Origin of the sequence: Parabacteroides chongii, from assembly GCF_029581355.1 — a bacterium.
GTDB classification, from domain to species: domain Bacteria; phylum Bacteroidota; class Bacteroidia; order Bacteroidales; family Tannerellaceae; genus Parabacteroides; species Parabacteroides chongii.
The window spans coordinates 1,627,037-1,650,183 of sequence record NZ_CP120849.1 but is presented as its reverse complement, the minus strand read 5'-3'; the positions used below and the strand labels follow the sequence as shown (position 1 = coordinate 1,650,183).

The 23,147-nt window shown below is 45.2% G+C and carries 26 protein-coding genes; 16 read left to right on the top strand and 10 right to left on the bottom strand.

The genetic code is table 11. The features are described from left to right. The first annotated feature begins 291 nt into the window (after positions 1-291). From P3L47_RS06325 to P3L47_RS06270, 12 genes are all read left to right on the top strand, one after another. Entirely contained in the window at positions 292-870 is a 579-nt protein-coding gene (locus P3L47_RS06325; RefSeq protein WP_277783045.1) for an RNA polymerase sigma-70 factor, read from the top strand. Between the two features lie 78 nt (positions 871-948). Beyond that, entirely contained in the window at positions 949-1,926 is a 978-nt protein-coding gene (locus tag P3L47_RS06320) for a FecR family protein (RefSeq protein WP_122362015.1), read from the top strand. A gap of 257 nt (positions 1,927-2,183) precedes the next feature. Then, positions 2,184-3,320 (top strand): carboxypeptidase-like regulatory domain-containing protein, encoded by a 1,137-nt coding sequence (locus P3L47_RS06315; RefSeq protein WP_277783044.1) that lies wholly within the window; start codon positions 2,184-2,186, stop codon positions 3,318-3,320. Positions 3,321-4,297: 977 nt separating this feature from the next. Then, positions 4,298-4,513, top strand: a complete 216-nt coding sequence (locus tag P3L47_RS06310) for a hypothetical protein (RefSeq protein ID WP_004320352.1) — start codon at positions 4,298-4,300, stop codon at positions 4,511-4,513. Between the two features lie 11 nt (positions 4,514-4,524). Then, on the top strand, positions 4,525-4,746 hold the full coding sequence (locus P3L47_RS06305; protein ID WP_277783043.1) for a hypothetical protein: 222 nt from the start codon (positions 4,525-4,527) through the stop codon (positions 4,744-4,746). A 12-nt stretch (positions 4,747-4,758) separates the two neighbouring features. Then, the gene (locus P3L47_RS06300) at positions 4,759-5,169 is read left to right on the top strand and encodes a PcfK-like family protein (protein WP_134855715.1); all 411 of its coding nucleotides are present in this window, start codon (positions 4,759-4,761) and stop codon (positions 5,167-5,169) included. Between the two features lie 2 nt (positions 5,170-5,171). Next, positions 5,172-6,503: a PcfJ domain-containing protein gene (locus P3L47_RS06295; RefSeq protein ID WP_277783042.1), complete on the top strand. Its 1,332-nt coding sequence runs from the start codon at positions 5,172-5,174 to the stop codon at positions 6,501-6,503. A 24-nt stretch (positions 6,504-6,527) separates the two neighbouring features. After that, positions 6,528-6,785, top strand: coding sequence for a hypothetical protein (locus P3L47_RS06290; RefSeq protein WP_156737564.1), 258 nt, complete (start codon positions 6,528-6,530; stop codon positions 6,783-6,785). A 20-nt stretch (positions 6,786-6,805) separates the two neighbouring features. Further along, positions 6,806-7,009, top strand: coding sequence for a hypothetical protein (locus tag P3L47_RS06285; RefSeq protein WP_005642470.1), 204 nt, complete (start codon positions 6,806-6,808; stop codon positions 7,007-7,009). Positions 7,010-7,014: 5 nt separating this feature from the next. Further along, positions 7,015-7,248, top strand: a complete 234-nt coding sequence (locus tag P3L47_RS06280; RefSeq protein WP_277783041.1) for a DUF3873 domain-containing protein — start codon at positions 7,015-7,017, stop codon at positions 7,246-7,248. Further along, a complete protein-coding gene (locus P3L47_RS06275; RefSeq protein ID WP_174646416.1) occupies positions 7,245-7,490 on the top strand; it encodes a DUF6956 domain-containing protein in 246 nt (81 codons plus the stop codon). The genes P3L47_RS06280 and P3L47_RS06275 overlap by 4 nt, the downstream gene beginning before the upstream one ends. A 45-nt stretch (positions 7,491-7,535) precedes the next feature. Then, positions 7,536-7,844 carry a hypothetical protein gene (locus P3L47_RS06270; RefSeq protein ID WP_277783040.1) on the top strand — a complete coding sequence of 103 codons (309 nt, stop codon included), beginning with the start codon at positions 7,536-7,538 and terminating at the stop codon, positions 7,842-7,844. A 231-nt stretch (positions 7,845-8,075) separates the two neighbouring features. Here P3L47_RS06270 and P3L47_RS06265 read toward each other — a convergent pair whose 3' ends face one another. Next, positions 8,076-8,954 (bottom strand): helix-turn-helix domain-containing protein, encoded by an 879-nt coding sequence (locus P3L47_RS06265; RefSeq protein WP_254592843.1) that lies wholly within the window; start codon positions 8,952-8,954, stop codon positions 8,076-8,078. A 190-nt stretch (positions 8,955-9,144) separates the two neighbouring features. On the opposite strand from P3L47_RS06265, the gene P3L47_RS06260 reads away from it, so the two are divergent. From P3L47_RS06260 to P3L47_RS06245, 4 genes are read left to right on the top strand one after another with little or no spacing between them, the layout of a single operon-like run. Then, positions 9,145-10,278 carry an efflux RND transporter periplasmic adaptor subunit gene (locus P3L47_RS06260; RefSeq protein WP_277783039.1) on the top strand — a complete coding sequence of 378 codons (1,134 nt, stop codon included), beginning with the start codon at positions 9,145-9,147 and terminating at the stop codon, positions 10,276-10,278. Continuing rightward, on the top strand, positions 10,275-13,415 hold the full coding sequence (locus P3L47_RS06255) for an efflux RND transporter permease subunit (RefSeq protein WP_277783038.1): 3,141 nt from the start codon (positions 10,275-10,277) through the stop codon (positions 13,413-13,415). The genes P3L47_RS06260 and P3L47_RS06255 overlap by 4 nt, the downstream gene beginning before the upstream one ends. Then, a complete protein-coding gene (locus P3L47_RS06250; protein ID WP_277783037.1) occupies positions 13,412-14,782 on the top strand; it encodes an efflux transporter outer membrane subunit in 1,371 nt (456 codons plus the stop codon). Before P3L47_RS06255 ends, P3L47_RS06250 begins: the two co-directional genes overlap by 4 nt. Beyond that, positions 14,779-15,969 carry a multidrug effflux MFS transporter gene (locus P3L47_RS06245; RefSeq protein WP_277783036.1) on the top strand — a complete coding sequence of 397 codons (1,191 nt, stop codon included), beginning with the start codon at positions 14,779-14,781 and terminating at the stop codon, positions 15,967-15,969. Before P3L47_RS06250 ends, P3L47_RS06245 begins: the two co-directional genes overlap by 4 nt. Before the next feature lie 270 nt (positions 15,970-16,239). Here the strand turns inward: P3L47_RS06245 and P3L47_RS06240 are convergent, their stop codons facing one another. Genes P3L47_RS06240 through traJ form a run of 9 tightly spaced genes read right to left on the bottom strand, consistent with a single transcriptional unit; the run spans position 16,240 to position 23,145 of the window. Next, positions 16,240-16,767, bottom strand: a complete 528-nt coding sequence (locus tag P3L47_RS06240) for a glycoside hydrolase family protein (protein WP_277783035.1) — start codon at positions 16,765-16,767, stop codon at positions 16,240-16,242. Then, on the bottom strand, positions 16,764-17,261 hold the full coding sequence (locus P3L47_RS06235; RefSeq protein ID WP_277783034.1) for a DUF3872 domain-containing protein: 498 nt from the start codon (positions 17,259-17,261) through the stop codon (positions 16,764-16,766). Before P3L47_RS06235 ends, P3L47_RS06240 begins: the two co-directional genes overlap by 4 nt. Positions 17,262-17,263: 2 nt before the next feature. Then, positions 17,264-18,154, bottom strand: a complete 891-nt coding sequence (locus P3L47_RS06230; RefSeq protein WP_277783033.1) for a toprim domain-containing protein — start codon at positions 18,152-18,154, stop codon at positions 17,264-17,266. Between the two features lie 9 nt (positions 18,155-18,163). Further along, positions 18,164-18,739, bottom strand: a complete 576-nt coding sequence (locus tag P3L47_RS06225; RefSeq protein ID WP_277783032.1) for a conjugal transfer protein TraO — start codon at positions 18,737-18,739, stop codon at positions 18,164-18,166. Positions 18,740-18,741: 2 nt separating this feature from the next. Next, positions 18,742-19,746, bottom strand: a complete 1,005-nt coding sequence (gene traN, locus P3L47_RS06220) for a conjugative transposon protein TraN (RefSeq protein WP_277783031.1) — start codon at positions 19,744-19,746, stop codon at positions 18,742-18,744. 47 nt (positions 19,747-19,793) lie between these two features. Further along, complete coding sequence (traM, locus tag P3L47_RS06215; protein ID WP_277783030.1) at positions 19,794-21,137, bottom strand: conjugative transposon protein TraM; 1,344 nt, start codon at positions 21,135-21,137, stop codon at positions 19,794-19,796. Continuing rightward, on the bottom strand, positions 21,106-21,438 hold the full coding sequence (locus P3L47_RS06210; RefSeq protein WP_277783029.1) for a TraL conjugative transposon family protein: 333 nt from the start codon (positions 21,436-21,438) through the stop codon (positions 21,106-21,108). The genes traM and P3L47_RS06210 overlap by 32 nt, the downstream gene beginning before the upstream one ends. Positions 21,439-21,444: 6 nt before the next feature. Beyond that, positions 21,445-22,068: a conjugative transposon protein TraK gene (gene traK / locus P3L47_RS06205; protein ID WP_277783028.1), complete on the bottom strand. Its 624-nt coding sequence runs from the start codon at positions 22,066-22,068 to the stop codon at positions 21,445-21,447. An 18-nt stretch (positions 22,069-22,086) separates the two neighbouring features. Next, a complete protein-coding gene (traJ, locus tag P3L47_RS06200; protein ID WP_277783027.1) occupies positions 22,087-23,145 on the bottom strand; it encodes a conjugative transposon protein TraJ in 1,059 nt (352 codons plus the stop codon). Between the last annotated feature and the right edge of the window lie 2 nt (positions 23,146-23,147).

The window sequence follows — 23,147 nt, the reverse complement described above, 5'->3', positions numbered from 1 at the left end:
TTCAATATCCGGTTCATTTTTCACATGAATCGGATATTTTCTATTTATCAAAATATAACTATCCTACTATACATTCAAAAACGGACTTAGTTCTAGAAGAACTATATCCATAAAAGTAGCTATATTATTGATATCCTGAAATATGTAAATTGGTCCAAAATAAAAAAGGCTTTGTATTTTATTACGTGAATAAAATGATTTATCTCACACTATTAGGAACTTATCTCATAAATGACTTATATTTGCATTAAAAAAATAGAGTCAGTTCTTCTAGAACAAAGTTATTAATCAATGGAAATAAAGGCATTGGGTGAACAAAGGGAGAATATCAAATTCGAAGATATTTATCTCTCTTATTTCTCAAAAATGAAGCATTTTGCTACAGAGTACGTTATTTCGGATGAAGATGCCGAAAATATTGTACAGGATGTCTTCGTTGAACTTTGGGAAAATAAAGAAATGCTCAATATGCATATGAATCTTATTGCTTATCTGTTTACTACCATCAAAAACAAATGCCTGAATCATATCCGCCATAAAATAGTTGTGCAGAACACAGCCACAAAAATGCAGGAAGAATACCTTATTTCTTTACGAATGAATTTAGACTCATTAGAAACATTTGACAATAAACTTTTTTCTGATCAGGATATTGAAAAAATTATAAATCGTGCACTAGACTCCCTTCCTGAAAAATGCAGGACAATATTCTTCATGAGTAAAATTGAAGGCAAAAAACAGAAAGAGATAGCCCAGGAGCTGAATATTTCTATCAATACCGTTGGAACTCAAATAGGTATCGCCTATAAAAAACTAAGAACTGAGCTCAAAGACTACCTTCCGATAATGCTGTTTCTCCTCTCTTTATAGGAAATCAGAAAAAAAAATTACTTTTTTGTTTAACGATTTTCTTTTGTTCAGGTGTCTACTATATACAAGGACAAAATTATGGATGAACAAATAATAAAATATTTTCAGGGAGAGCTTAATGCTACAGAAAGATTGCAGTTTTTAAGACAGGTAGAAGCTGATGATGAATTAAAAAGACAATTCATCGAATATAAAAACATGCATGCTCTATTGCATTTTTCCGACCAGGCTAATGATAAAGAGGAGAACAGGCAAGGTTATATACTGTTTAACAAAATCATCCGGACGAAAAAGATACGCAGAATCATATCGCATGCAACTGGTTATGCAGCAGCTGCTGCATTGCTGATTTTATCGACTTACTGGGTTGCTTCCAGTCATTCCGATATCCAGCAACCTGTGGCGAGTATCGAGAATACCCTTTATGTACCCGCCGGACAACGAGTACGATTGACGCTACAGGACGGTACGGAAGTTTGGTTAAATTCTCAGACCAAATTGACTTACCCTGCTCTATTCTCCGGAAAAGAAAGAAGAGTAACCGTAGAAGGAGAAGCCTTTTTCGATGTCGCTAAAAATCCGGAAAAGCCGTTTATTGTATCTTCGCAGGGAGTAGAAATGAAAGTTTTGGGTACAAAATTCAATGTTTACAGTTATCCGGGAAAAGAGACTATTCAAACAAGCCTCCTCGAAGGAGGATTAAAAGTATATTTTCCGGATGCAGAATCCAAAGGAGTTACCCTTAAACCTGAAGAGCAAGTGACGATAAAAGGAAATCAAATGAAAATAGGTTCCTTACCCCATGCAGATTATTTTTTATGGAGAGACGGAATATATAGCTTCATCAATGAGCCGCTTATCGATATATTGAAGAAGCTGGAACTCTATTATGATGTAAAGATCATCGTTAAGGATCAATCGATATACAGCTGGGAATACACCGGTAAATTTCGTCAGAGGGATGGTATCGATGAAATCCTACATATGATACAACGAATACACAAATTCAAAATCAGCAGAGATGATGAAAATAATATTTTCACATTAAGCAGATAATATGTCTAATCATTAAAACAATATGCCTATGAAGAAACACTTTTAGAAGCGAAAACGGCAGATGCTGTAACATCCGCCGTTGGCAATCAAGTAAACACATCAAGTCAAAAATTTTTAGTATTCACTTAATTATTAGCAAAGATATGAAAATAAAAACTTTGTTACCACTCTTTATTGTACATGATCAACACTTTAAAGAATATTTTAGAATCATGAGAATATCGTTATTCATGCTATTCGTCTGTATTTTTCAACTTATGGCAACAAATACAGAAGCACAAAATGCCATTATGAAACTGGAAACAAATGTGATATCCATTGGGCAACTCATCAATCAGATAGAGAAACAAACAGACTATCTGGTGGTATTTCGTAACCGGGAAGTAGATACTGAACGAACAATAAAAGTCCAAAATAAGTCAGGAAAAGTTATCTCGTATCTAAAGGATGCATTCGAAGGTACAGACATCAGTTACGAATTCACCAACAAATACATTTTGTTATCTAAAAACAGTCATTCGGATGCCGTAAACAACAGCCTGCAGTCAAATAAAAAGATTACAGGTTCAGTGAAAGATAATAACGGAGAGCCTGTGATCGGTGCAAATGTTTCCATAAAAGGTACTACTAACGGAACGATCACTGACGTCGACGGTAATTTCAGCCTGGAAAATATATCGGATAATGACATTATTGTCATTTCATACATCGGTTATACTCCACAAGAGATCAGAGCCGGAAAACAAACCAGCATAAAAGTCATTCTAAAAGAAGATACACAAGCTATTGATGAAGTTGTCGTTGTCGGATTCGGTACACAAAAGAAAGTAAACCTGACCGGATCGATCGGAACTGTAAAAGCAGACGAGGTTTTAAAAGCCCGCCCTGTAACAAATGTACAAGAGTTGCTGGCAGGATCTGTACCGGGTATGGTAGTCACTAAGGGAAGTGGTGCAGCCGGTTCAGGGGCAAGTATCAATATTCGTGGAACATCTACTATCGGCAGTAGTTCCGGTGTACTGGTACTTATTGACGGTATACCTGGCAATATTTATACACTGAATCCTAACGATATAGAAAGTGTATCCATCTTGAAGGATGCCGCTTCTGCAGCTATCTACGGTTCACGTGCTGCCAACGGTGTCATTTTGGTAACAACCAAGGGAGCGAAAGCAACAGAACGCCCTACCGTTGAATTTTCAAGTAATATCGGTATACAGAATCCACAGTTCAAACTCGACTTCGTAGGTGCTGAAGATTTTATGCGCTTGTATGACCAAGCCATGATAAACGACGGAAAACAGGCTGTCTACGGCGAACAAGGTATCCAGGATTTGCATACGGGCAAATACGTAGATAATAAATGGCACACGGAAGTTATGAAAAAGGTCTAAGATATTGAAAATGAGCATAGGTTATTCGCTCATTATGGTAATAGGTTACGAATAAGAGAGTTATCTCCTTAAATATACTTCTGCGCGTTGCGTAACCTTCAAAGAACTCTTCAAGTACAAAAGTATAAATAAAACTGGAGATTACGACAGAATCTCCCTACTTTTTTCACTCTAATTTGGCTTTTCCGTAAAAGCGGTTTTATTTCGTCGGCACACCATCGCCAAAACAAGTTTTGACAACCATGTCCCGACTATCCGCATAAGCGAAGAAAAGGGCTTTGCCTCATGCCTAAACAACAAGTTTAGACTGATGAAGCAAGGCCCATTTCTTTAGGGCTTATGCCGCAAAGGTGCTTTTACGGATTTTCTGAGATTTTTTCTTTTTGCTGTTTTTTTGAGCCGGTAGCGGAAAGCTGCATGTGACCGCCCGCCCATAAATGGGACAAGCCGTCACCCACAGCAGGCAAATCGGGAAGAATGGTTTATTTGCCCGACCAAACGGGTTTGGTCAGACGGATAAACCATACTTCCTTGCATATGGTTTGCCCGGTTTCACGCTTCCGGCAGTATTTCCTTTCTCTTTGTCTTTTCTTCTTTTTGTGGATTTCTCTCTGAAGTTTTCTCTCGAATCTGCCTTTACTTCCGTTTACCTCCATTTTTACGCCTTTCAGTAGCCGCATCAGTCAGTCATTTTCGTTCTGGGCGCAAAGGTAATTCCGGGATTTTACGGGAATGCAAGGTCAAGCCTCCTGTTTTCTGGAAAAATCTCCAGCCCTGCGGGTAGTATTTTTCCGAAAAACCTTGCATCCCCTAATCCCTACCTTTTTGAGCACCCGAAACGAAAACGACCGATGCGACAGAAAGACGCATTAAAAAAAATGTCGGATAAACGAGAGGCAGATAAGATAGTTTGAAACTCAACTCCCTCAGCTCTTGAATCCGCATTAAAAACAAAAAAAATCAAAAACAACGTAGATATGACAGCAACGGCAAATTTCAGACAAGTGGCGCAGAACATAGGACTTGCAGTATGCGGTTTAATCGTGCGCACCGCCTTTGGGATGTTCGGCATCCTCTTGGGCATCATTTCAGAGATTGTAAACGGATTGTTCCGAGTGGCAATAGGTATAATCGTGGCTATCCTTTCCACCATTGCCTTCTTCGGTCTTATCCTTTGGTTATTCACCCTTTAATACTTACCGATATGGCAAAGAGAAACAGCAAGACAGCAGCACAGCAGTGCAGATACTATGAGGTGGACAACATCTTCGAGTATATGGTGGAAACATACATCAACGGCAATATATCCGTGTTTCGTAAACTCTACCACGAACTGAACAAGGACACCCGAAAGGATTTTACCGAATTCCTATTGAGCGAAGTGGAGCCGACCTATTGGAGAGAGATACTGAAAGAAACAATCTAAAACGACAGCGATATGAAAGGAACTGACCATTTTAAGAAAACGATACAGATGTACTTGGAGCAACGTGCAGAGGAAGACCAACTCTTTGCCAAAAGTTTCAGCAACCCTGCCAAGAACATAGACGACTGCGTGACCTACATTCTGAACTATGTGAAGAACAGCGGTTGCAACGGCTTCACGGACGGAGAGATATTCGGGCAAGCCATCCACTACTATGAAGAAAACGAGATAGAAGTGGGCAAACCGATGAACTGCCAAGTGGCGGTGAACCATATTGTGGAACTCACGGCAGAGGAAAAGGCGGAAGCACGGCAGAAGGCTATCCAAAAATATCAAGAAGAGGAAGTCCGCAAGTTGCAGAACCGCAACAGACCGGCAGCGAAAAAAGAAACTATTGTACAACCCTCCCTATTTGACTTTTGATTATGAAACCCAAGACACGCATACAAAAAGAGGTGGCAAGACTTTCCACCAACCTTCGCCCCATATCCGCGACACAAATTGATTGGGCATACCGCCATTGTGTTGAACATATCGGCTACCGCACCAAGAAAGGAAACATCACTTGTTCCGACTGCGGTCACGAGTGGCACAGCAACAGCGGATTATGCGATAGCCTTGATGGTTGTACCTGCCCCCAATGCCGTACAGAACTCAAAGTGCGAGACACCCGAAAGCGCACTCACAAGGAAACGCAGTATTTCAGCGTGATAACCACCTGCAAAGGCTATCAGTTAATCCGTGTGGCACAGGTCAGATGCGAGAGCAGGAAAGGCGAGCCGATGAAATTCTACTGCCACGAGGTTGTGCAGCGTTGGATTTCACCCAAAGGTATCATCACTGACATGGCTCTGCTTCGTGGCTTCGCTTTCTGCTATTGCGATGTATGGGCTTTGGATAGTAATATGGAGGTCAGACCACACAACAGCCTTTATGATGATGTGGTGGTGTGGGGGAATGTGTACCCCAATATGAAGATATTGCCCCAACTCAGACGCAATGGTTTCAAGGGCGATTTTCACGGAATTTCCCCCGTGCGTCTTTTCAAGGCTTTGCTTTCAGACCCAAGAATTGAAACCCTTATGAAAGGCGGTGAGATTGAGGATATGAAATACTTTCTTTTCAATCCAATGATAGCCGATGAATGTTGGGCGTCATATCTGATTGCCAAACGTCATAAATATCAGATACACAACCTCTCCATGTGGTGCGACTATCTACGTATGCTCAAAAAACTCGGTCAAGACCTCCGTAACTCGAAGAACATTTGTCCCGAAGATTTCATGGTGGCACACGATAAGGCAACCCGAAAGATTGAAGCCATACATGAGAAGGAACGGATTGAGCGACAGCGCAGGTGGGAGATTGAAAAGCGTGAGCGTGAGCAGCAGCGACAACTCCAACAAAAGAAAGATGCGGAGGATTTCATCGCCAACAAATCCAAATTCTTCGGATTGGTAATCACTGACGAGGAAATAATCGTCAAGGTGCTTGAAAGCATAGACGAGTATTACAACGAGGGCAAGACGCAGAACATCTGCGTGTTCGGCAGTGAATACTATAAGAAAGCCGACACCCTCATACTCTCGGCAAGGATTGGCGGTGAGATAATTGAAACCGTTGAGGTGGACTTGCGCACCTTCAAAGTTGTGCAGTGTCACGGCAAGTACAACCAAGACACCGAATATCACGAGCGTATCATAGACCTTGTGAACAAGAACGCCAACCTTATCCGTGAACGGATGAAAGCGGCATAATATAAACCTATAATATTGAACAATATGGAAGTAAGAATTGAAAGTATGGTTTGTCTTTGGGATGATACAATCCCAAAGATGTTCCTTGAATTTGTAAACCTTCTCACTCTTGCAACGAGTGAGGAGCAGTTAAGGCGAAGCGTAAAGGACTTTGCCGAGAAGCACGAACTTGACAAGTTCTTCCTTTACGGCTTCGGCTCACACCATTTCTATATGCACCAACGCTACACGAGCGACCCCGAAATGGTGATGCAGAACAGAGTGCTGTCAGTACATTTTTAACCTATAAACAGAATGGAATTATGACCAACGAAAGAGAAAAAAGAAACCGCTACTACAAGCATATTGTCAAAAGACATTTGAACGATATAAGGGAACATATCGGATTATCCACAAACGAAATGGAAAGGAGTTATTACAATACCCGTTATGCAGTCCAATTAAGTATCTATGCCGAAGCACTCGGCATACAAGAGAAGTATTTGGAAAGATTTATTCAAAAGTAAATGATATGAGTACACGAATGACCATCAATGGAGTGAGTACCTGCCAAACGGCAGGTACGGAAAAGTATGAAAGTTTCCAATTAGGTTACGGCAGGAAAAGACGCACCCTTGTGCAGTACGACTACCGTCATCACACGGACGGAGAACTTTTCTCTTGTGTGAAGCCCACATTGGGCGAGTGCCGAGCAGAAAGGGACAAGTGGCTTATGGCTAAAAGCAGAAAGGAGGACAAGAAATGAGCGTAATCTATCAGACTACGATTGTCAAGTTTGGCGAGCCTATCAAGGTATTGGACAGTATTTTCGAGGATGCCAAAGCGTGGGGAACGGACAGCCTAAAGGGATGGATAGACAACTATGAGAGCAGCAGGTTTACCGCCATTGACACCTACACGGCAGTCATAACAAGCGAGTACAATATGGAGTGTCTGTTGGAATGGTTGAAACGACATACACCCATTTCCGAGATAACCGAATGTTGAACAAGTTGGCGGTGTTCACACCGCCAACCATAAAGACTTGAAAACATGATAGCTAAGACCATTTGGAAGCAGATTGGTGGCAGACGCTTTGCCACTATGACGGGAAGCAAGGATTTCATTGATATGGGTAACGGCTTGCGCATGAGCCTTGCACGTAACAAGACGAGTGCCAACCGCCTTGACATTATCTACGATGCGGGAGCAGATTTATATAATATGCGTTTCTACCGCAAGACCTTCAACAAAAAGACCTTTGAGTGCAGGAAAACGGACATAGCCACGCACGAAGGCGTATATTGTGATATGCTGGAAGAGGTATTCACTATGGTGACAGGACTTTACACGCATTTTTGAGTGGTGGGCGGCGAGAGCCGCCTACTTTCTTTCATGAGCATAGGGCGGAAAAGAAAGTAGCAAAGAAACCTTTGTCCCAATCTACGATGTCAGTCTTAAAAGCAAGTTTTATGGAAGCAATTTGGTAAAACCAAAAAATCATCTTGCAAAGGAGCGGTGGCATAAGCACAAACATGATTTCCAATAACCTCACAAATGAAAACTTCATGGCAGGAAACATATGATAACTGTCTAAGACAAATGAAGTTGACGATAAGCGACAGGTGATACCTGCATATGCTTTTTAAAGAATTTGCTGAAAGATGCCATATCTGCAAAATTTAGTTCTTCGGATATTTGCTGGATACTTATCTCATGATTATCCAACATGTCCAAAGCATGATGAATGATTTCTTTGCATATCATTTCGTGGGGTGTCTGTTTAAACGCTTCTTTCGTCAATCGAGTCAGGTGCTTGGTTGAAACACACAAGTTATCAGCATAGAATGCGACACCATGTTCTGTAATGGCATTTTCCCAAATCAATTTCATGAAATTCATTAACAAGATGTCTTTTTTGTTAATAATCAGCGTGTTTCCGGCAGTCATTGCATTAGCACGTGAAAACATGAGATTTCCTTCTTCCAACATGAAACTACGGAAGTAAGTCTGTACTAAATCATTTCGATAGTAATGCTGTAATGATTCCAAACTTTCTTTTAACAAGACCATTTGCTGTTGAATACGATGTGCTTCTTCCTCAGTAAGATGTAAGATAGGAAACTTTGTTCGTTCTAGAAAATAATTTTCCGGTCCTGGTCGAAAGAGTTTTAGAGAGTTACGCGCAAACTTATAATTGGGAAAAAGACAATAAGCATGCAGATCGTCACTGCAAGATTTAAAGTGGATGGGAACACCTTCGAGCACATCCATAAAATCATTTTCCTCCATATTATAAGAACGACTATCAATAGAGAGGTTTATTTTGCCACTACATACCAATATAAATACTCGACAGCCTTCAATGCTTTGGCTTATCAATTGTTTTAATTCTTGACCAACAATTAATAGTACCTGGTTGGATAACATCCGACTAGGAGAAAATCTGGGAAATAATTCTTGTAGATTCATACATCGGGAACTTTATAAATGCAAATTTAGTGTTTTTCAATCGTTTTAAAAGCTGGATAATGTTATAAAATCATTCAATTGCTAATTTTAGTTGATTATGTCTCAAATGGACAAATGCTGGCGTTATTTGAATAACAGCTCTGTTTTTAATCATTCCTAATTTTGACGCAAAATTTAATAATAGTATTATATGAAGGTAAGTAGATTTTTAGTATTAGGATTGTGTGCCTGCTGGTTGCAAAGTTGCCATCAAAAGGAGCAGGTACGTGGGAATCAGGTGAATTATCCCTTGCTGACCTTGAAACCGGAAACCAGAACTTTCTCGGTAAAGTATTCAGCTGTTGTAGAAGGCAAACAAGATGTTGAAGTTCGTCCCCAGGTGTCGGGTACGATTACACAAGTTTGCGTGGAAGAAGGGGCTAAGGTTCGAAAAGGACAAGTACTTTTTGTAATAGATCAAGTCCCTTATCAAGCAGCTTTGTTAAAAGCAGAAGCAGCTGTGGCTACGGCTGAAGCCAATGAAGCCACAGCCAAACAGACTCTGGAAGGCAAAGAACTTTTGTACCGTGACCGCGTGATTTCCGAATATGAGCTTCGCACGGCCCGGAACAATTATAAAAGTGCAAAAGCTACCCTGATGCAGGCTCAAGCTGAGTTGAAGGATGCTGCCAATAATCTTTCCTATACCGAAGTAAAAAGCCCGGTGGACGGATATGCCGGGATGACTTCTTTCCGTATAGGGGCTTTGGTCAGTGCTTCTATGACAGAACCGCTTATTCGAGTCTCTGATAATTCTCAGATGTATGCTTATTTTTCATTATCTGAAAAGCAAGTGTTGTCTATGATGTCTCAATACAGCACATTGGATAGTCTGTTAGCTACATTCCCTCCGGTGTCACTGGAATTGAACGACCATTCCATTTATCCGCTACAGGGGAAAGTGGATGTCGTGAGTGGTATCATTGACAAGGTCACAGGAACAGTCAGCTTACGGGCTGTGTTTGATAATCCGGACAGGCGTATTTTAAGTGGAGGATCTGCCAATGTGGTCATACCCTATGAGCGTAAGCAATGCGTGGTTGTACCTCAAGAAGGCACTTACGATATTCAAAACCGTATTTTTGCTTATAAAGTTGTGGATGGCAAAGCTGTTTCCACTCCTATTCAAGTATATGAATTAAATAACGGATCCGAATATATCGTGGAAGAAGGTTTGAAGATCGGAGATGTGATTGTAGCAGAAGGAGCAGGTTTGTTAAAAGAAGGCACATTGGTACAATCACCAGTGGCTGATGAGTCGGAAAAGAAGGAGGAAAGCTTATGAAACTGCAACATTTTATTGACCGTCCCATTTTGTCCATGGTGATTTCTGTAGTCATTTTTGTGGCGGGATTAATCGGTCTATATGCTTTGTCTGTTGAACAGTATCCAGATATTGCACCGCCTACCATCCGGGTTTCTACCACCTATAGTGGTGCCAATGCCGAAGCGGTACAGAAAAGCGTAATTGTACCCTTGGAAGAAGCTATAAATGGAGTCGAAAATATGACCTACATGACTTCTACAGCCAGCAATACGGGCAGTGCGGAAATAACAGTTTATTTTAAGCAGGGAACTGACCCTGACATGGCTGCTGTCAACGTACAAAATAAAGTATCATCAGCTACTTCACTACTACCGGCTGAAGTTACCAAAGTAGGAGTAACCACCATGAAGCGGCAAAGTAGTATGTTGAAAATATTTGGCTTATACAGTCCGAAAGGGACGTATGATGAAAATTTTCTGACAAACTATCTGAACATAAACGTAAAGCCACAGATTCAACGCATTTCGGGTGTAGGTGAAGTAAATGTAATGGGAGGAGCTTATGCCATGCGTATTTGGTTAAAACCCGATATAATGGCCAGATATGAGTTGGTTCCCAGTGATGTTGAATCGGCTTTAGCCAGTCAAAACATAGAGGCTGCCGCAGGAGCTATTGGTGAAGATTCCCAAAATGTCTACCAATATACATTAAAATACCGGGGACGCCTGGAAACGGAAAAGGAGTTTGAAGAAATTGTCATAAAAGCTTATGCAGACGGGCGGGTACTGAAATTGAAGGATATAGCTACTGTAGAGCTGGGTGCGCAAAGTTACTCCTATTCGGGAACAGTCAATGGGTGTCCGGGAAGTACCTGTATGATTAATCAGATGGCAGGAACCAACGCCAATGAGATCATTACAGAAATTGACCGTTACTTGGAGGAGTTGAAAGAATCACTGCCTGAAGATGTGGAAGTTGTGGAACTCATGAGTACTAAAAACTTTTTGGATGCTTCTATTCATGAAGTTATCAAAACGCTGATTGAGGCCATTATTTTGGTAGTGTTGGTGGTGTATATATTCTTGCAGAACCCTCGTTCCACCCTGATTCCTACCATCAGCATTTTTGTATCATTGATTGGTACATTTGCTGTATTGTATGTGGCTGGTTTCAGTATTAACTTGCTGACTCTCTTCGCCTTGGTGTTGGCTATTGGTACCATTGTGGATGATGCTATCATTGTAGTGGAAGCGGTTCAGGTTCGCTTTGACGAAGGATACCGTTCACCTTATCAGGCCACTGTCAATGCTATGGGAGGTATTTCATCGGCTATTGTTACCTCCACCCTGGTATTTATGGCTGTGTTTGTCCCTGTCTCATTTATGGGCGGTACTTCGGGAATATTTTATACCCAATTTGGTATCACGATGGCTGTTGCAGTGGGTATTTCCGCCGTCAATGCCCTGACCCTTTCCCCTGCCCTTTGCGCCTTAATCCTACGACCCAATGAAATGCTTATAGAAGGACGTAAACCAGAGTTTTCCACTCGTTTCCGGCTGGCTTTTGACAGTGCCTTCCGTCGCATCGTATTAAAATATAAAATTGGAGCTAAATATTTCATTAAACGTAAATGGCAGGCATGGGGAGTTTTGGTTGCTTCAGTACTTTTGCTGGTTTATTTGATGGGAACCACTAAAACCGGTCTGGTTCCATCTGAAGATACAGGTTCTATTTTCATTAGCATGGATGCTCCGGCTGGCAGTTCACTTTCGGAAACACTGAGCATTATGAATGAAATAGAAGAAGAATTGAAAGAAATACCTCACATCGACAGCTTCAATAAAGTGGCAGGTTTTGGTATGGGTTCAGGCAGTGGAGCCTCTCATGGCATGTTCATTATAAAATTAAAACATTGGGATGAGCGGAAGACGGAAGCAGGGAGTGTGGATGCCATTTCTGCCGAAATCTATCGCCGTACAGCTCACGTAAAGAATGCGAAGATTTTTATATTTTCTCCGCCTATGATTTCCGGATATGGTACAGGAAACAGTTTTGAATTATATCTGCAAGACCGTTCCGGAAAAGGTATTGAGGCTTTAAGTGAAGTGGCCAATCGATTTTTAGAAGTCTTGAACCAGCGTCCTGAAGTGCAAATGGCCTACACTTCCTTCAGTGCTGATTTCCCCCAGTACCGAGTGGATGTAGACGAGGCGCAGTGTCAACGTGCCGGTACAACTACCGAAGAAGTACTGTCTGTATTGTCTGGCTATATGGGAAGCGTGTATGCCTCCAACTTCAACCGTTTTACCAAATTGTATAGAGTTATCTTGCAGGCTCCTTCAGACAGCCGGAATAGTATCCAGTCTTTGGATAATATTTATGTCAAGACTTCAGGGGGCATGGCACCGGTCAGCCAGTTTGTTACATTGACAAAAACTTACGGTTCTGAATCACTGACACGTTTCAACATGTTTTCTTCCATCAATATACAAGGAATGCCTGCAACCGGTTACAGTTCGGGTGATGTAATCCGGGCTGTTAATGAAGTGGCGGCTCAAACCTTGCCTACAGGCTACGGCTATGAGTTTTCGGGTATGACACGCGAAGAAAAACAGATGAGTGATTCGCATGACACCGTTATTATCTATGGAGTCTGTATATTGTTCATTTATTTGATTCTTTGTGCTCTTTATGAGAGTCTTTTTATCCCGATGGCTGTAATTCTTTCAGTACCATTTGGCTTGATGGGAAGTTTCCTATTTGCCCGATTATGGGGTGTCGAAAATAATATCTACCTACAAACCGGTTTGATTATGCTGATTGGATTGCTTTCTAAAACAGCCATTCTTCTGACAGAATATGCATCCGAACGAAGAAAAGAAGGCATGTCACTTACACAAGCTGCGGTATCAGCTGCAGGAGTGCGCCTCCGACCCATTCTGATGACAGCGCTTACCATGATATTCGGTCTGCTTCCACTGATGTTTGCATCTGGAGTTGGTGCCAATGGAAACACGTCATTAGGTGTAGGAACAGTTGGTGGAATGCTGATAGGCACCATCGCTTTATTATTTGTTACGCCTGTATTTTTCATCACATTTCAGTATTTGGAAGAGCGGGTAATGGGTAAACGAAAAGAAGATAGAATTTTATGAAAAGAATAGGATATTGTTTGGCATGTGTGACTCTATTGAGCAGTTGTCACATTTATCAGAATTATAAACGTCCGGAAGGATTGCCTGTTGACAGCCTTTATCGTGACTCAATAGAAATAACATCCAATGATTCAGTTACGTTGGGTGATATATCCTGGCAAGATTTATTTCAGGATGAGCAGTTGCAGTTGTGGATAGAATATGGTTTACAACACAATACAGACATACAAATAGCTATGCTTCGCACGGAACAGGCCAAAGCACAGCTTATGTCGGCTCGTCTTGCATTTCTTCCGTCATTGTCCTTATCTCCTCAAGGGACACTGACCAGCACTGATGGAGGAAAAACTGTAAAATCGTATGAATTGCCAGTTCAGGCAAGTTGGGAAATTGATTTGTTTGGAAATCTGAGAAATGCCAAGAAGGGCAGCCATACCTCTTTGCTGCAACAGCAAGCTTACCAGCAGGCAGTTCGTTCTGAGTTGATAGCTAACATAGCCAATGGGTATTACACTTTATTACTATTGGATGAGCAAATAACTTTAAGTCAGAAGACTTTAGAAGTTTGGAAAGAACAAGTGAGACTGATGGAAGCGAAATGGAAAATAGGTGAGGAAACGGAAAATGCCGTAACACAAGCTCGTGCCAGTTTATATGAATTGGAAGCTACCCATAATGATTTGTTGCGTCAGCAGCGAGAGGCAGAAAACAGCCTATGTACGCTTTTGGGAAAGACATCCCAAACCATCAAGCGTTCAAGTTTGTCAGCCCAAGAGTTTCCGCAACATTATAATATAGGTATTCCCTTGCGGCTGCTTTCGAAACGTCCTGATGTAGTACAGGCTGAAATGGTTTTAGCCAGTGCTTATTACAATACCAATCAGGCACGATCGGCATTTTATCCCAATCTGACATTGAGTGGTGAAGCCGGGTGGACCAATTCGTTGGGACAGGTTATCGCAAATCCGAGTGGCTGGATTCTATCAGCATTGGGTAGTTTAACCCAGCCTCTTTTCAACCGGGGTAAGTTAGTTTCTAACTTACGGGTTTCCAAATCAGAAGAACAGATAGCTTTATTGTCTTATAAGCAAACTTTATTGGATGCAGGAGAGGAAGTGAACAATGCGCTCTATGCGGTAGAGTCAGCCGGTCGTATGTGGAAATTCCATAGTCAGCAATGCAAGGAACTGGAGCGTTCTGTGCAGACATCCGAATCGTTGTATCAGACAGGAAATGCTACTTATCTGGAATTGCTGACTGCCCGGCAGTCTCTGTTGACTGCCCGTTTAAGCATGGCTACGGATAAGTTTACTCAGTTACAATCTGTCATAACTCTTTATCATGCCTTAGGAGGAGGTACTTTATGAATCTGGTAAATCATAGCATAGGTGTGCGGAATTTTAAGTACACCTTATTTGTTACGTTTTTATCAGGAATGCTAACAGCTTTTGGCCCCTTTGTAACAGATATGTATTTGTCTGCTCTGCCTGCCATGATGGAATCATTTGATACGTCAGCCTCCATGGTACAGCTCAGTTTGACATGTTGTATGGTCGGATTAGGATTAGGACAACTGGCATTCGGTCCGTTAAGTGATCGTTATGGGCGTAAACCTTTATTAGTAGGTACGATACTATTTTATATTCTATCTACCTTATTCTGTTTGTATTCCGATACAATTTGCTTATTCGTATTATTCAGATTGTTTCAGGGTATGGCGGCTTCGGGAAGCATTGTCATTGCACGTTCAATCGCTACCGATCTCTACGATGGGCATCAACTGGCGAAGATGCTGGCTGTTGTGGGTTCTATTAACGGTTTTGCACCTGTACTGGCACCTGTTATTGGTGGTATGATGGTGAAGACAACGGGTTGGGAAGGCATATTTGCTGTATTGCTTGGCATAGGTGTAGTTCTATTAATCGCTGTATGTTTTTTCCGAGAATCATTGCCCGTGGAAAGGCGTCTTCAGTCTACTTTCCTTCATACTATTTCTGACTATAAACCTTTACTGAAGAATCGTTCTTACATGGGCTATATGTTGCAGCTTGGGTTTGCCCAAGCTGCAATCTTTACTAATATAGCCTCAGCCCCTTTTATAATGCAGCAATATTTCGGTTTCACCCCTGAACAATTCAGTCTCTGTTTTGGAATGAATGCAGTTGCAATTGTTGTGTCAGCATCTGTTGGTGCAAAATTCAAGCAAATAGAGAAAGGAACGATGTGGGGTTGTTATGGATTGTTGTTATTTGCAGTTTCAGAAGCAATTGCTCTAATCTACGGATGTAATTTTTGGGTATATGAACTTCTACTTATAGGCATTCTGTTGTCTTTAGGCCTATGCTTCACTTGTTCAACAGCATTATCTATGGAATTTGGTCGCCAACATTCAGGTAGTGCCTCTGCATTACTTGGAGCTGTTTCTTTTGCATTAGGCGGTTTAGTTTCACCTTTAACAGGAATAGGAAACACTTGTTATTCTACTGGAATTCTATTTGTAATTTGTGCTGTAGGTTCGCTCTTATCACGTAAGTATGCTATAAAGAAAAAATAGTATTAGATGTTAAATATTGAAATTAAAAGTAAAATTAAAAAACACACTATCGGCTTCTTACCGAAAACTGACAACGCGTTTATGCAATAGATAACAAAAATCTCAAAAAGATTTGCTTGTTAGCGTGAATGCTGTAATGTCAGGAGTTCATTCTTATATTATGCGAAAAAACAATCTTGCAGGAACGGTATTTTTACAAGGAGAAAAATCCGATGAAGCCATCAACTTCATCGGATTTTTTTTGGTCAGATGTCTGACATATACTGATATTTATGGAACATACAGCAACGCAAACTCCGCCTTTCTCCGTTTAAGCAGCATGGCGTGCCGTTTACCATTATAATGACAGAAAGCAACATACTCATGGTAAATGTCCCTGTCACCAGCCTCCAGCTTTTTTATCAGCTGGCTTTTGGGGTATCGCCCGTTCCCCAAGAGCTTCGCCGGACCGACATTGAAAGCCAGCGTGCCAAGCAGCACGCTGTCACGTCCAAAATTTCGGAATATGCCGATGAACTTCCGCAAGTCTTTCCTTAACAGTGCGTCTGCCTGCCGTTTCGTCATCGTGCGTGCCGAATAGCTTTCACCTTTTTGTAAACGGTGTCCCCAACCCACATAGGGATAGCAGCTTTGGTCATGCCAGCCTTCAAAGTGGCGGGTACACAGAAACGCCCGTTCCATAAGCGGCAGACGGTAGATAGCCGCCTGCCTGTCCGTTCCCTCTTGGCGGTTGCTCTGTGCAGACACGGAGCAAACCGCCCAAAACGAACAGAGGATAGCCATGAACACACGCATCATCTTGGCATAGGTTTGAAGTTGCCGGCATACGTGACGGTCTGGCTTTCCCCTTCCGCATTCCGGTTGTTAAAATCAAATTCCAACTCAAAGGAATTTCCGAAATTATCTTCCACCACCACGATGAAATTATGCGCTTCATCGCCCGCTGCCGTGTAATACAGGCGGAACTTTTCGTTTTCGAGCAGGTAACGGTCGTTGGGAAGGAACGTGATGCCGTTATCCATTTTCAGGGAGCCTTCCCCCTCGAACTGGAAATAGCGGATGGTATATAGCGTGTTCGCAAAATCGCCCGTCTTTTTCAGCTCACAGCGGATTTCCACCGTTTGACCCTTCGTAACCTTGTTGGGTACCGGCATCGTTTCCACCGTGAAGGGATAGGATTGCTGGATGTCCATGTCATCGTCGCACGATACGGATGTGAATGACATGGCGGCGAACAGGCAAAGTGCCAACGCCTTGAAAAATGATGTTCTCTTGTTGTTCGGTATATTCATTGTCATTTGATTTTTAGATGGTTGATATTCTGTTTTTTCGTTGTCCGTTGCAGGTGCTCGTTCAAGTCCTTGCAACCGTCATAGAGGGCGGAGCGGTCTGCGACACGCCCGCCATACCGTTCTTTCAGGGCTTCAAGCGTCCTTCGTCCCGCATCGTCACGGTCAAGGAAACAGCCGATGCGCCCGTAACCGTCCAGATACCTCAGCGCCTTCTTCACGTTGGCGACCGAGTTCAGTACAAGGTGGTCGCACCTTTCGCCTATGCCGAGCGTGACAGCGGAAAGGAAGTCCATAAATCCCTCGTACACGCAGCAGGCGTCAGTGCCGGTGGTTTCCGTCCTTATCAGCGACACATCCTTCGGCGGCACGCAACCCTTGAAATGGCGGCTGCGGATTTCATAACCGCCCGCCACATTGGGGAAACCGACTGCAAAATACCTTTTCCCGTGCACACCATAGTTCAGGCGGCAGCAGTGACGCGATGCGACAACGTAAGGGATACCCCTCTCTTTCAGATATTCCGTCAGCGGAGAGAGGAGAAGCCGGGCGGCTTCCACTTCCTCAAAGACCGGCTCCGGGGGCTTCGGTTCAAAAGCCGGCAATGCCGTTAGCGGCATATGGGCGGCTTCCGATATGAACCTCGCCTGCACCATGAAATCACCGCTTCGGACAAACTCCCCGGCAAGCGTGAATATGTCGCCGCCCTTGCCCAAGCCGAAGTCGTACCAGAGCTGTTTCGCCACGTTCACACGGAACGAGGCTGTTCGCTCGTTGCGGTACGGCGCACGATACCACAGCTCGTTTCCGCTTCTTCGGACAGGCTCATGCCCCAACCGTGCGAGGAAGTCCGCAAGGGGTATCCGCTTCATGTTTTCAATGTCCGTCCGTTCCATACACGCCTTTCAGTTGATGATGAACTTTATGCCCACACCCCATTGGCAGTGCAGCTTCTTCGTGTCGCCACCCCACAGCAGGCGTTCCCTGAGATTGGCGAGCAGGGCGATACGGTCTGCCACATAAAACTCCACATCAAGCGTCAGCGCACCGCCATAGATGAAAGCGTCCCGGTCGTGCAGTGTGGCTCCGTCATACAGCATCTTCTTCCCCCAATTCACCGACTCATATCCGGCGAGAGCCGAAACACCCCCATAGACAAAAATGATTTTTCGGGCATCCGTCAGCAGTTTGAAGAAGTAGCCGCCCTCTGCCGTGAACTGCGCCACAGGTATGGCGGTGTCCTTGTACGGGGTGTTCTTCAAGAGATATTCGCCGCCGAACACCCACTTGTTTCCTCTTTTCGTATAGGTGGATAAAGCCGCCCCGAAACTGTACCCTCCGTCATTGCCGCCGGGCTTGAAGCCGTCCGTCATGTTCGCCCTGACTTCGATACCCTGCATTTTCGGCAGGCATCGTTGGGCGTGCGCCTGCCCCGTGAAAAGGGCAAGCGACGCGATGATGATTGCGATGTACTTTCTCATGGTCAGCGCACTTGAAGTTCGTCAATCGTGTTGGCACGCACCAGATCCTCGTTCTCAATCACGAAGGACTGGTGGCGACCGCCGTTCTTCTCGTTCAGTTCCACCACGAGGCACTTGTCATCGGGAATGGTGAACTTCGCCATCGTGAAGACCGTACGCTCGCTTTTTTTGCCCGGCACGCAGGTGGCGTAGTTCTGCGCACGGAGCGGCAGGATTATCTGCTCCTGCATGGCGGTACGCTTCGCCACCTTCTTGTCCACGATTTTCCACGTGATGTAGTCCACATCGAAAGGCACGTTGCTTTGGTTCTTGATTTCCGTGTGGAAATAGAGAAGACCGTTGTGCGTGTAGATGCCTTTCAGCAGGTACTGGATGCCGAAACACTTGCTGCCGATATGCTTCACCTCACGCTTGTTCTGCTTGTGTATGGACTTCATGATAAGGCGCACCAGCATCGGGCTTTCGCTGCCCAGCTCCTTCAGGTAGATTTCCTGCGCGTTGTTCGGACGGTTCACCGATTCCCCGTCGTGGATGAAGTCGCACATCTCCACGTTGAGCAGCAGCGGTTCGGCGGCGTACTTCACGTTGAACGTGTAGAAACTTCCGTCCTCCGTGATTACTGACATGTTGGTCTCGTTCGGGAAGTTTCTCACGGTAGCCTTCACACGGATCACGTTCTCCGCTCTGTCCGCTTTTCCGGCTATCAGGTCGGGAGAACCCAAATCCACATAGCGCACCTCTGCCGGAAAGATGATATGCACGGTCTTGTCGTAGGTCACTTCCAGACCGTGAGGGGGTATCATGCGGTCAAAAGTCAGTTTCTTCGTCAGACCGTGATACAGGTCGCCGTCCGCCTCCTTCTGCGGATAGACCTCCTTGGTCAATACCGGCTGTGCGTCCGTCTGTTGCTTACTTCCGTTGTTCTCTTCAGCAACGGTTACGTTCTCCTGCGCATGGACAGTTACGATGCCCATAGCAAGGGCAAACATCATGATTACTTTTCTCATATTACTTTGGATTTAGTGGTAAATAAAATTTTTGATTGGTTGTTTTCTTAATTTTCTTCCTGATAGAGCATGACCCTGTACCCCGATTTCAGATGTACTTTCACGGTACGCATCTTCTTGGATATGTATTGGCTTGTGCCCTGTATCAGCCCCTTGCCCAAATCAGAGGCAAGCTGCGCCCCGGCATTGGTGGAGATGTTGATGCTGCTGCCGAGTGAGCTTCCCATATTGGCGGCGACCTCTTTGACAGCGTTCAGTTCCAGCGAGTTCGGGATGAAGATGCCGGGCTGTCCGTCCGTGTCATAGACTGCCAGCTCTATCGGGATGATGCTGCCGTCATACTCCAGCGAACTGATTCCGATTTCGAGCCGTTCCCCCTGTATCTTGGCGGTGCCGACCACCACCGCATTACGGGGAATGATTTTATCCGCTATCGCCATCGGCTCCAGCAGCCGCAGCCTGACCGCCTGCCCGTCCGTCACGCTCTGCGCCCCATAGACGCAAGCCGACAAGGTGTTCTTGTCCGATATGGCTGTTCCGCCTACCGCTGTATTGAAGCCCCGGTTACGCTCCTGCGGGCAGGTAGCGGCAACCTCCGCATTGCCCGCAGGTTGTGCGAGCGAGGATACCACCTGACGTTCCACCTGCCTGACGGGTTCCGCTTTGTTCTTCCCTGCTTTCTGAACGGAGAAGGGTTTTGCCGTCTGTGTGCCGTTCTGTCCGCCCATGTATTTCGCTGCCAGTTCATAGGACTTCTCCATCAGTGCCACCTGCTCGTCCATTGTGGAAGCTTTTTCCTTTTCACTTTCCAGTTCCGACTCCAGCAGGGATATACGCTCCATCAGTTTCTCCATCTCCGCATCGTTCCGTGCGGGTTCTTCATAGAAGTTGCCGAGCGTGGCATTCAGGTTGCGGTAGGCGGCTGCGGAAGAGCGGATGGTCTGTGTGGCAGACCCGTCTTCCTTTCCTTCGGGAGTGGAGAGGTCGAAGCCGCCGCCATCCCCTGTATCTCCCGTTTCACGGTCGAACATGTCGCCCAGCTGCCGCACGGCATGGTCCCTTTCCTCCAGCCGTTCCTCCATCGCCGCCTGCTCGTAGGCTTTCAGTTTGTCGCCGATTATCTGGCGGTCTGCCTTGTCCGCATCCGGCATCTCGGTGTTGTAACCTCCCGTTCCCGGTTCCTGCTCCGTCTCGGAGGACGGGGCGAATATCAGCCACATCACCCCGATGAACACCAGCACCATGACGGGCAGCACGATCATTTTCTGACGTTGCAGCCTCTGTGCTTCGGTCAGCGGTTTACGCTCCTTTTTCTGTTTTTCCCTGTTGTCGGGCGCAGCCGTGTTTCCGGTATTGCCCTCAATCCTTGTTTCGTTCTTTGTCTGTTCCATACATATTATAATAAGGTGTAAAACTATTGTTCTTGTCAGGCTTCACGAACAGCTCCACCTGCCCGGCGTGGTCTATCCTCATCCGGCTGCCGTCACTCCTGCCGATGTCATGGACGGCTTTGCTGAAGGTGTGGAGGGCAAGCGCGGCGAAAATGGCAAACATGACCAGCACGATGCGCCTGCGTGTCTTCGGCGGCAAGCCGTCCAGATAGCTTTTGAGCCTTGCCACCCACATTTTCTTCTTGTCGTGGAGTTTCTGGTATGCGTTCCACTGTGATTTTCTTATACTTTTTCCTTTCATACCCTGTTACCTTTTGATTGTCTGCAAATCCTTGTTTTCGATAATGGTGAACCCCTCGATGGTGAATCCGTTCGGATTGTCGTCCGAACGGGACGAGTTGAGCAGCCGGCACGTGGTCACGAGGCTGCGCTCGGTGACGTTGCTCTGCCGGATGATCTTCTGCGTGGCATAGGTCACGGCACGGTAGGGATAGCTGTCGAAGTCGCACACCACGCTGTCCACCTTCAGCACCTGGTTGATGTTCCCTGTGATAATCCGGTTGTAGTATCCCTTCTCGGCAAAGTCCGAATAGTAGTGGTACACGCTCTTGTCCGCCAGCAGCAGGGCACGTTTCACGTTGTGCTCAATCGCGCTCTTTTCCGGCGAGAGCGTGAAGAAAAGCTCGTGGAAGCGGCGCACGTGTTCCCGTGCCTCTGCCGGACGGTTCTGCGAAAGGTCCTGCGAGAGTGCCAGCATCAGCGACTTGCCGTTGTCCAGTACATAGATTTTTTCCCTCTGCCGCTCCGCAAAGCGGTAGGAACTCCACACGCTCCAGACCGTTATCACGGTACAAAGGGCGAGGAAGACGATACCGAACAGGCGTATCTGCCTGAACGATGTTTCGATGTTCTTGAGTGACTTGAATTCCATTCTGTCTGATTTTATAGGTTATTTCCGTTTGAGAAGGCGTCCGGCGGTATGGTTCCATGCCGCCTTGCCCATATTTATCCCGGCACGTCCGACACGCCCGGCTGCGTTTCCTGCCGCAGCACCTGCGACACCCCCTGCAAGAGCCGCTCCGCGTCCGGCAAGCTGCGTCACACCGCGCCCGTAACTGCCCATGCCACCGGCTTGGATGATCCAGCCCGCAACAGTGGGTATCGTGAAGTAGCCGATGATGCCGATAATCATGAACACGATATACACCCCGTCGCTCGAATCCAGCGAGAAGTTCGGGTCAGCCTGCATACGCTCGATGTCGCTTTGCAGCATCAGCACCTGTATCTTCGCCAGTATGGTGCTGAATATGTCCGATACCGGAAGCCACAGATAAACCTGTATATAGCGGCAGAACCATTGCGTGAGCGTACTCTGGAAGCCGTCCCACACGGAAATGGCGAAGGCTATCGGGCCGAGTATCGCCAGCACCACGAGGAAGAACGTGCGGATGGTGTCTATCACGAGGGCGGCGGCTTGGAACATCAGTTCCAGTATCTCCCGGAAGAAGTCACGGATGTTCTTCTTCATGTTGTACATCCCCCGGTCTATATACATTCCAGCCATCGTCATCATGTCGGTGGGAGACCAGCCCAGTTCCTCCAGCTGCTTGTCAAACTCCTCGTTGGACACAAGGTAGGCGGTTTCCGGGTTGCGCACTTTTGCCTCGTATTCCAGCTTGTCTTTCTGCTTGCGGTATTCGTTCATGTCCAGCGTCTGTGTTTCAAGCAGTTTTGCAGTGCCTTGCACGACGGGTGACAGAATGCTGTTCACCGTACCGAGCACCACTGTCGGAAAGAACATGATGCACAGACCGACGGCGAACGGGCGGAGCATGGGGAACACGTCTATCGCTTCGGCTCTCGCCAGCGACTGCCATACCCGGCAGGCAACGTAGAACAATGCGCCCAGTCCGGCGATGCCTCTCGCCACGTCCGCCATGTCACCGCAAAGCGGCATCATCTGCTCGTAAAGCGAGCGCAATATCTGATGAAGGTTGTCAAATTCCATAG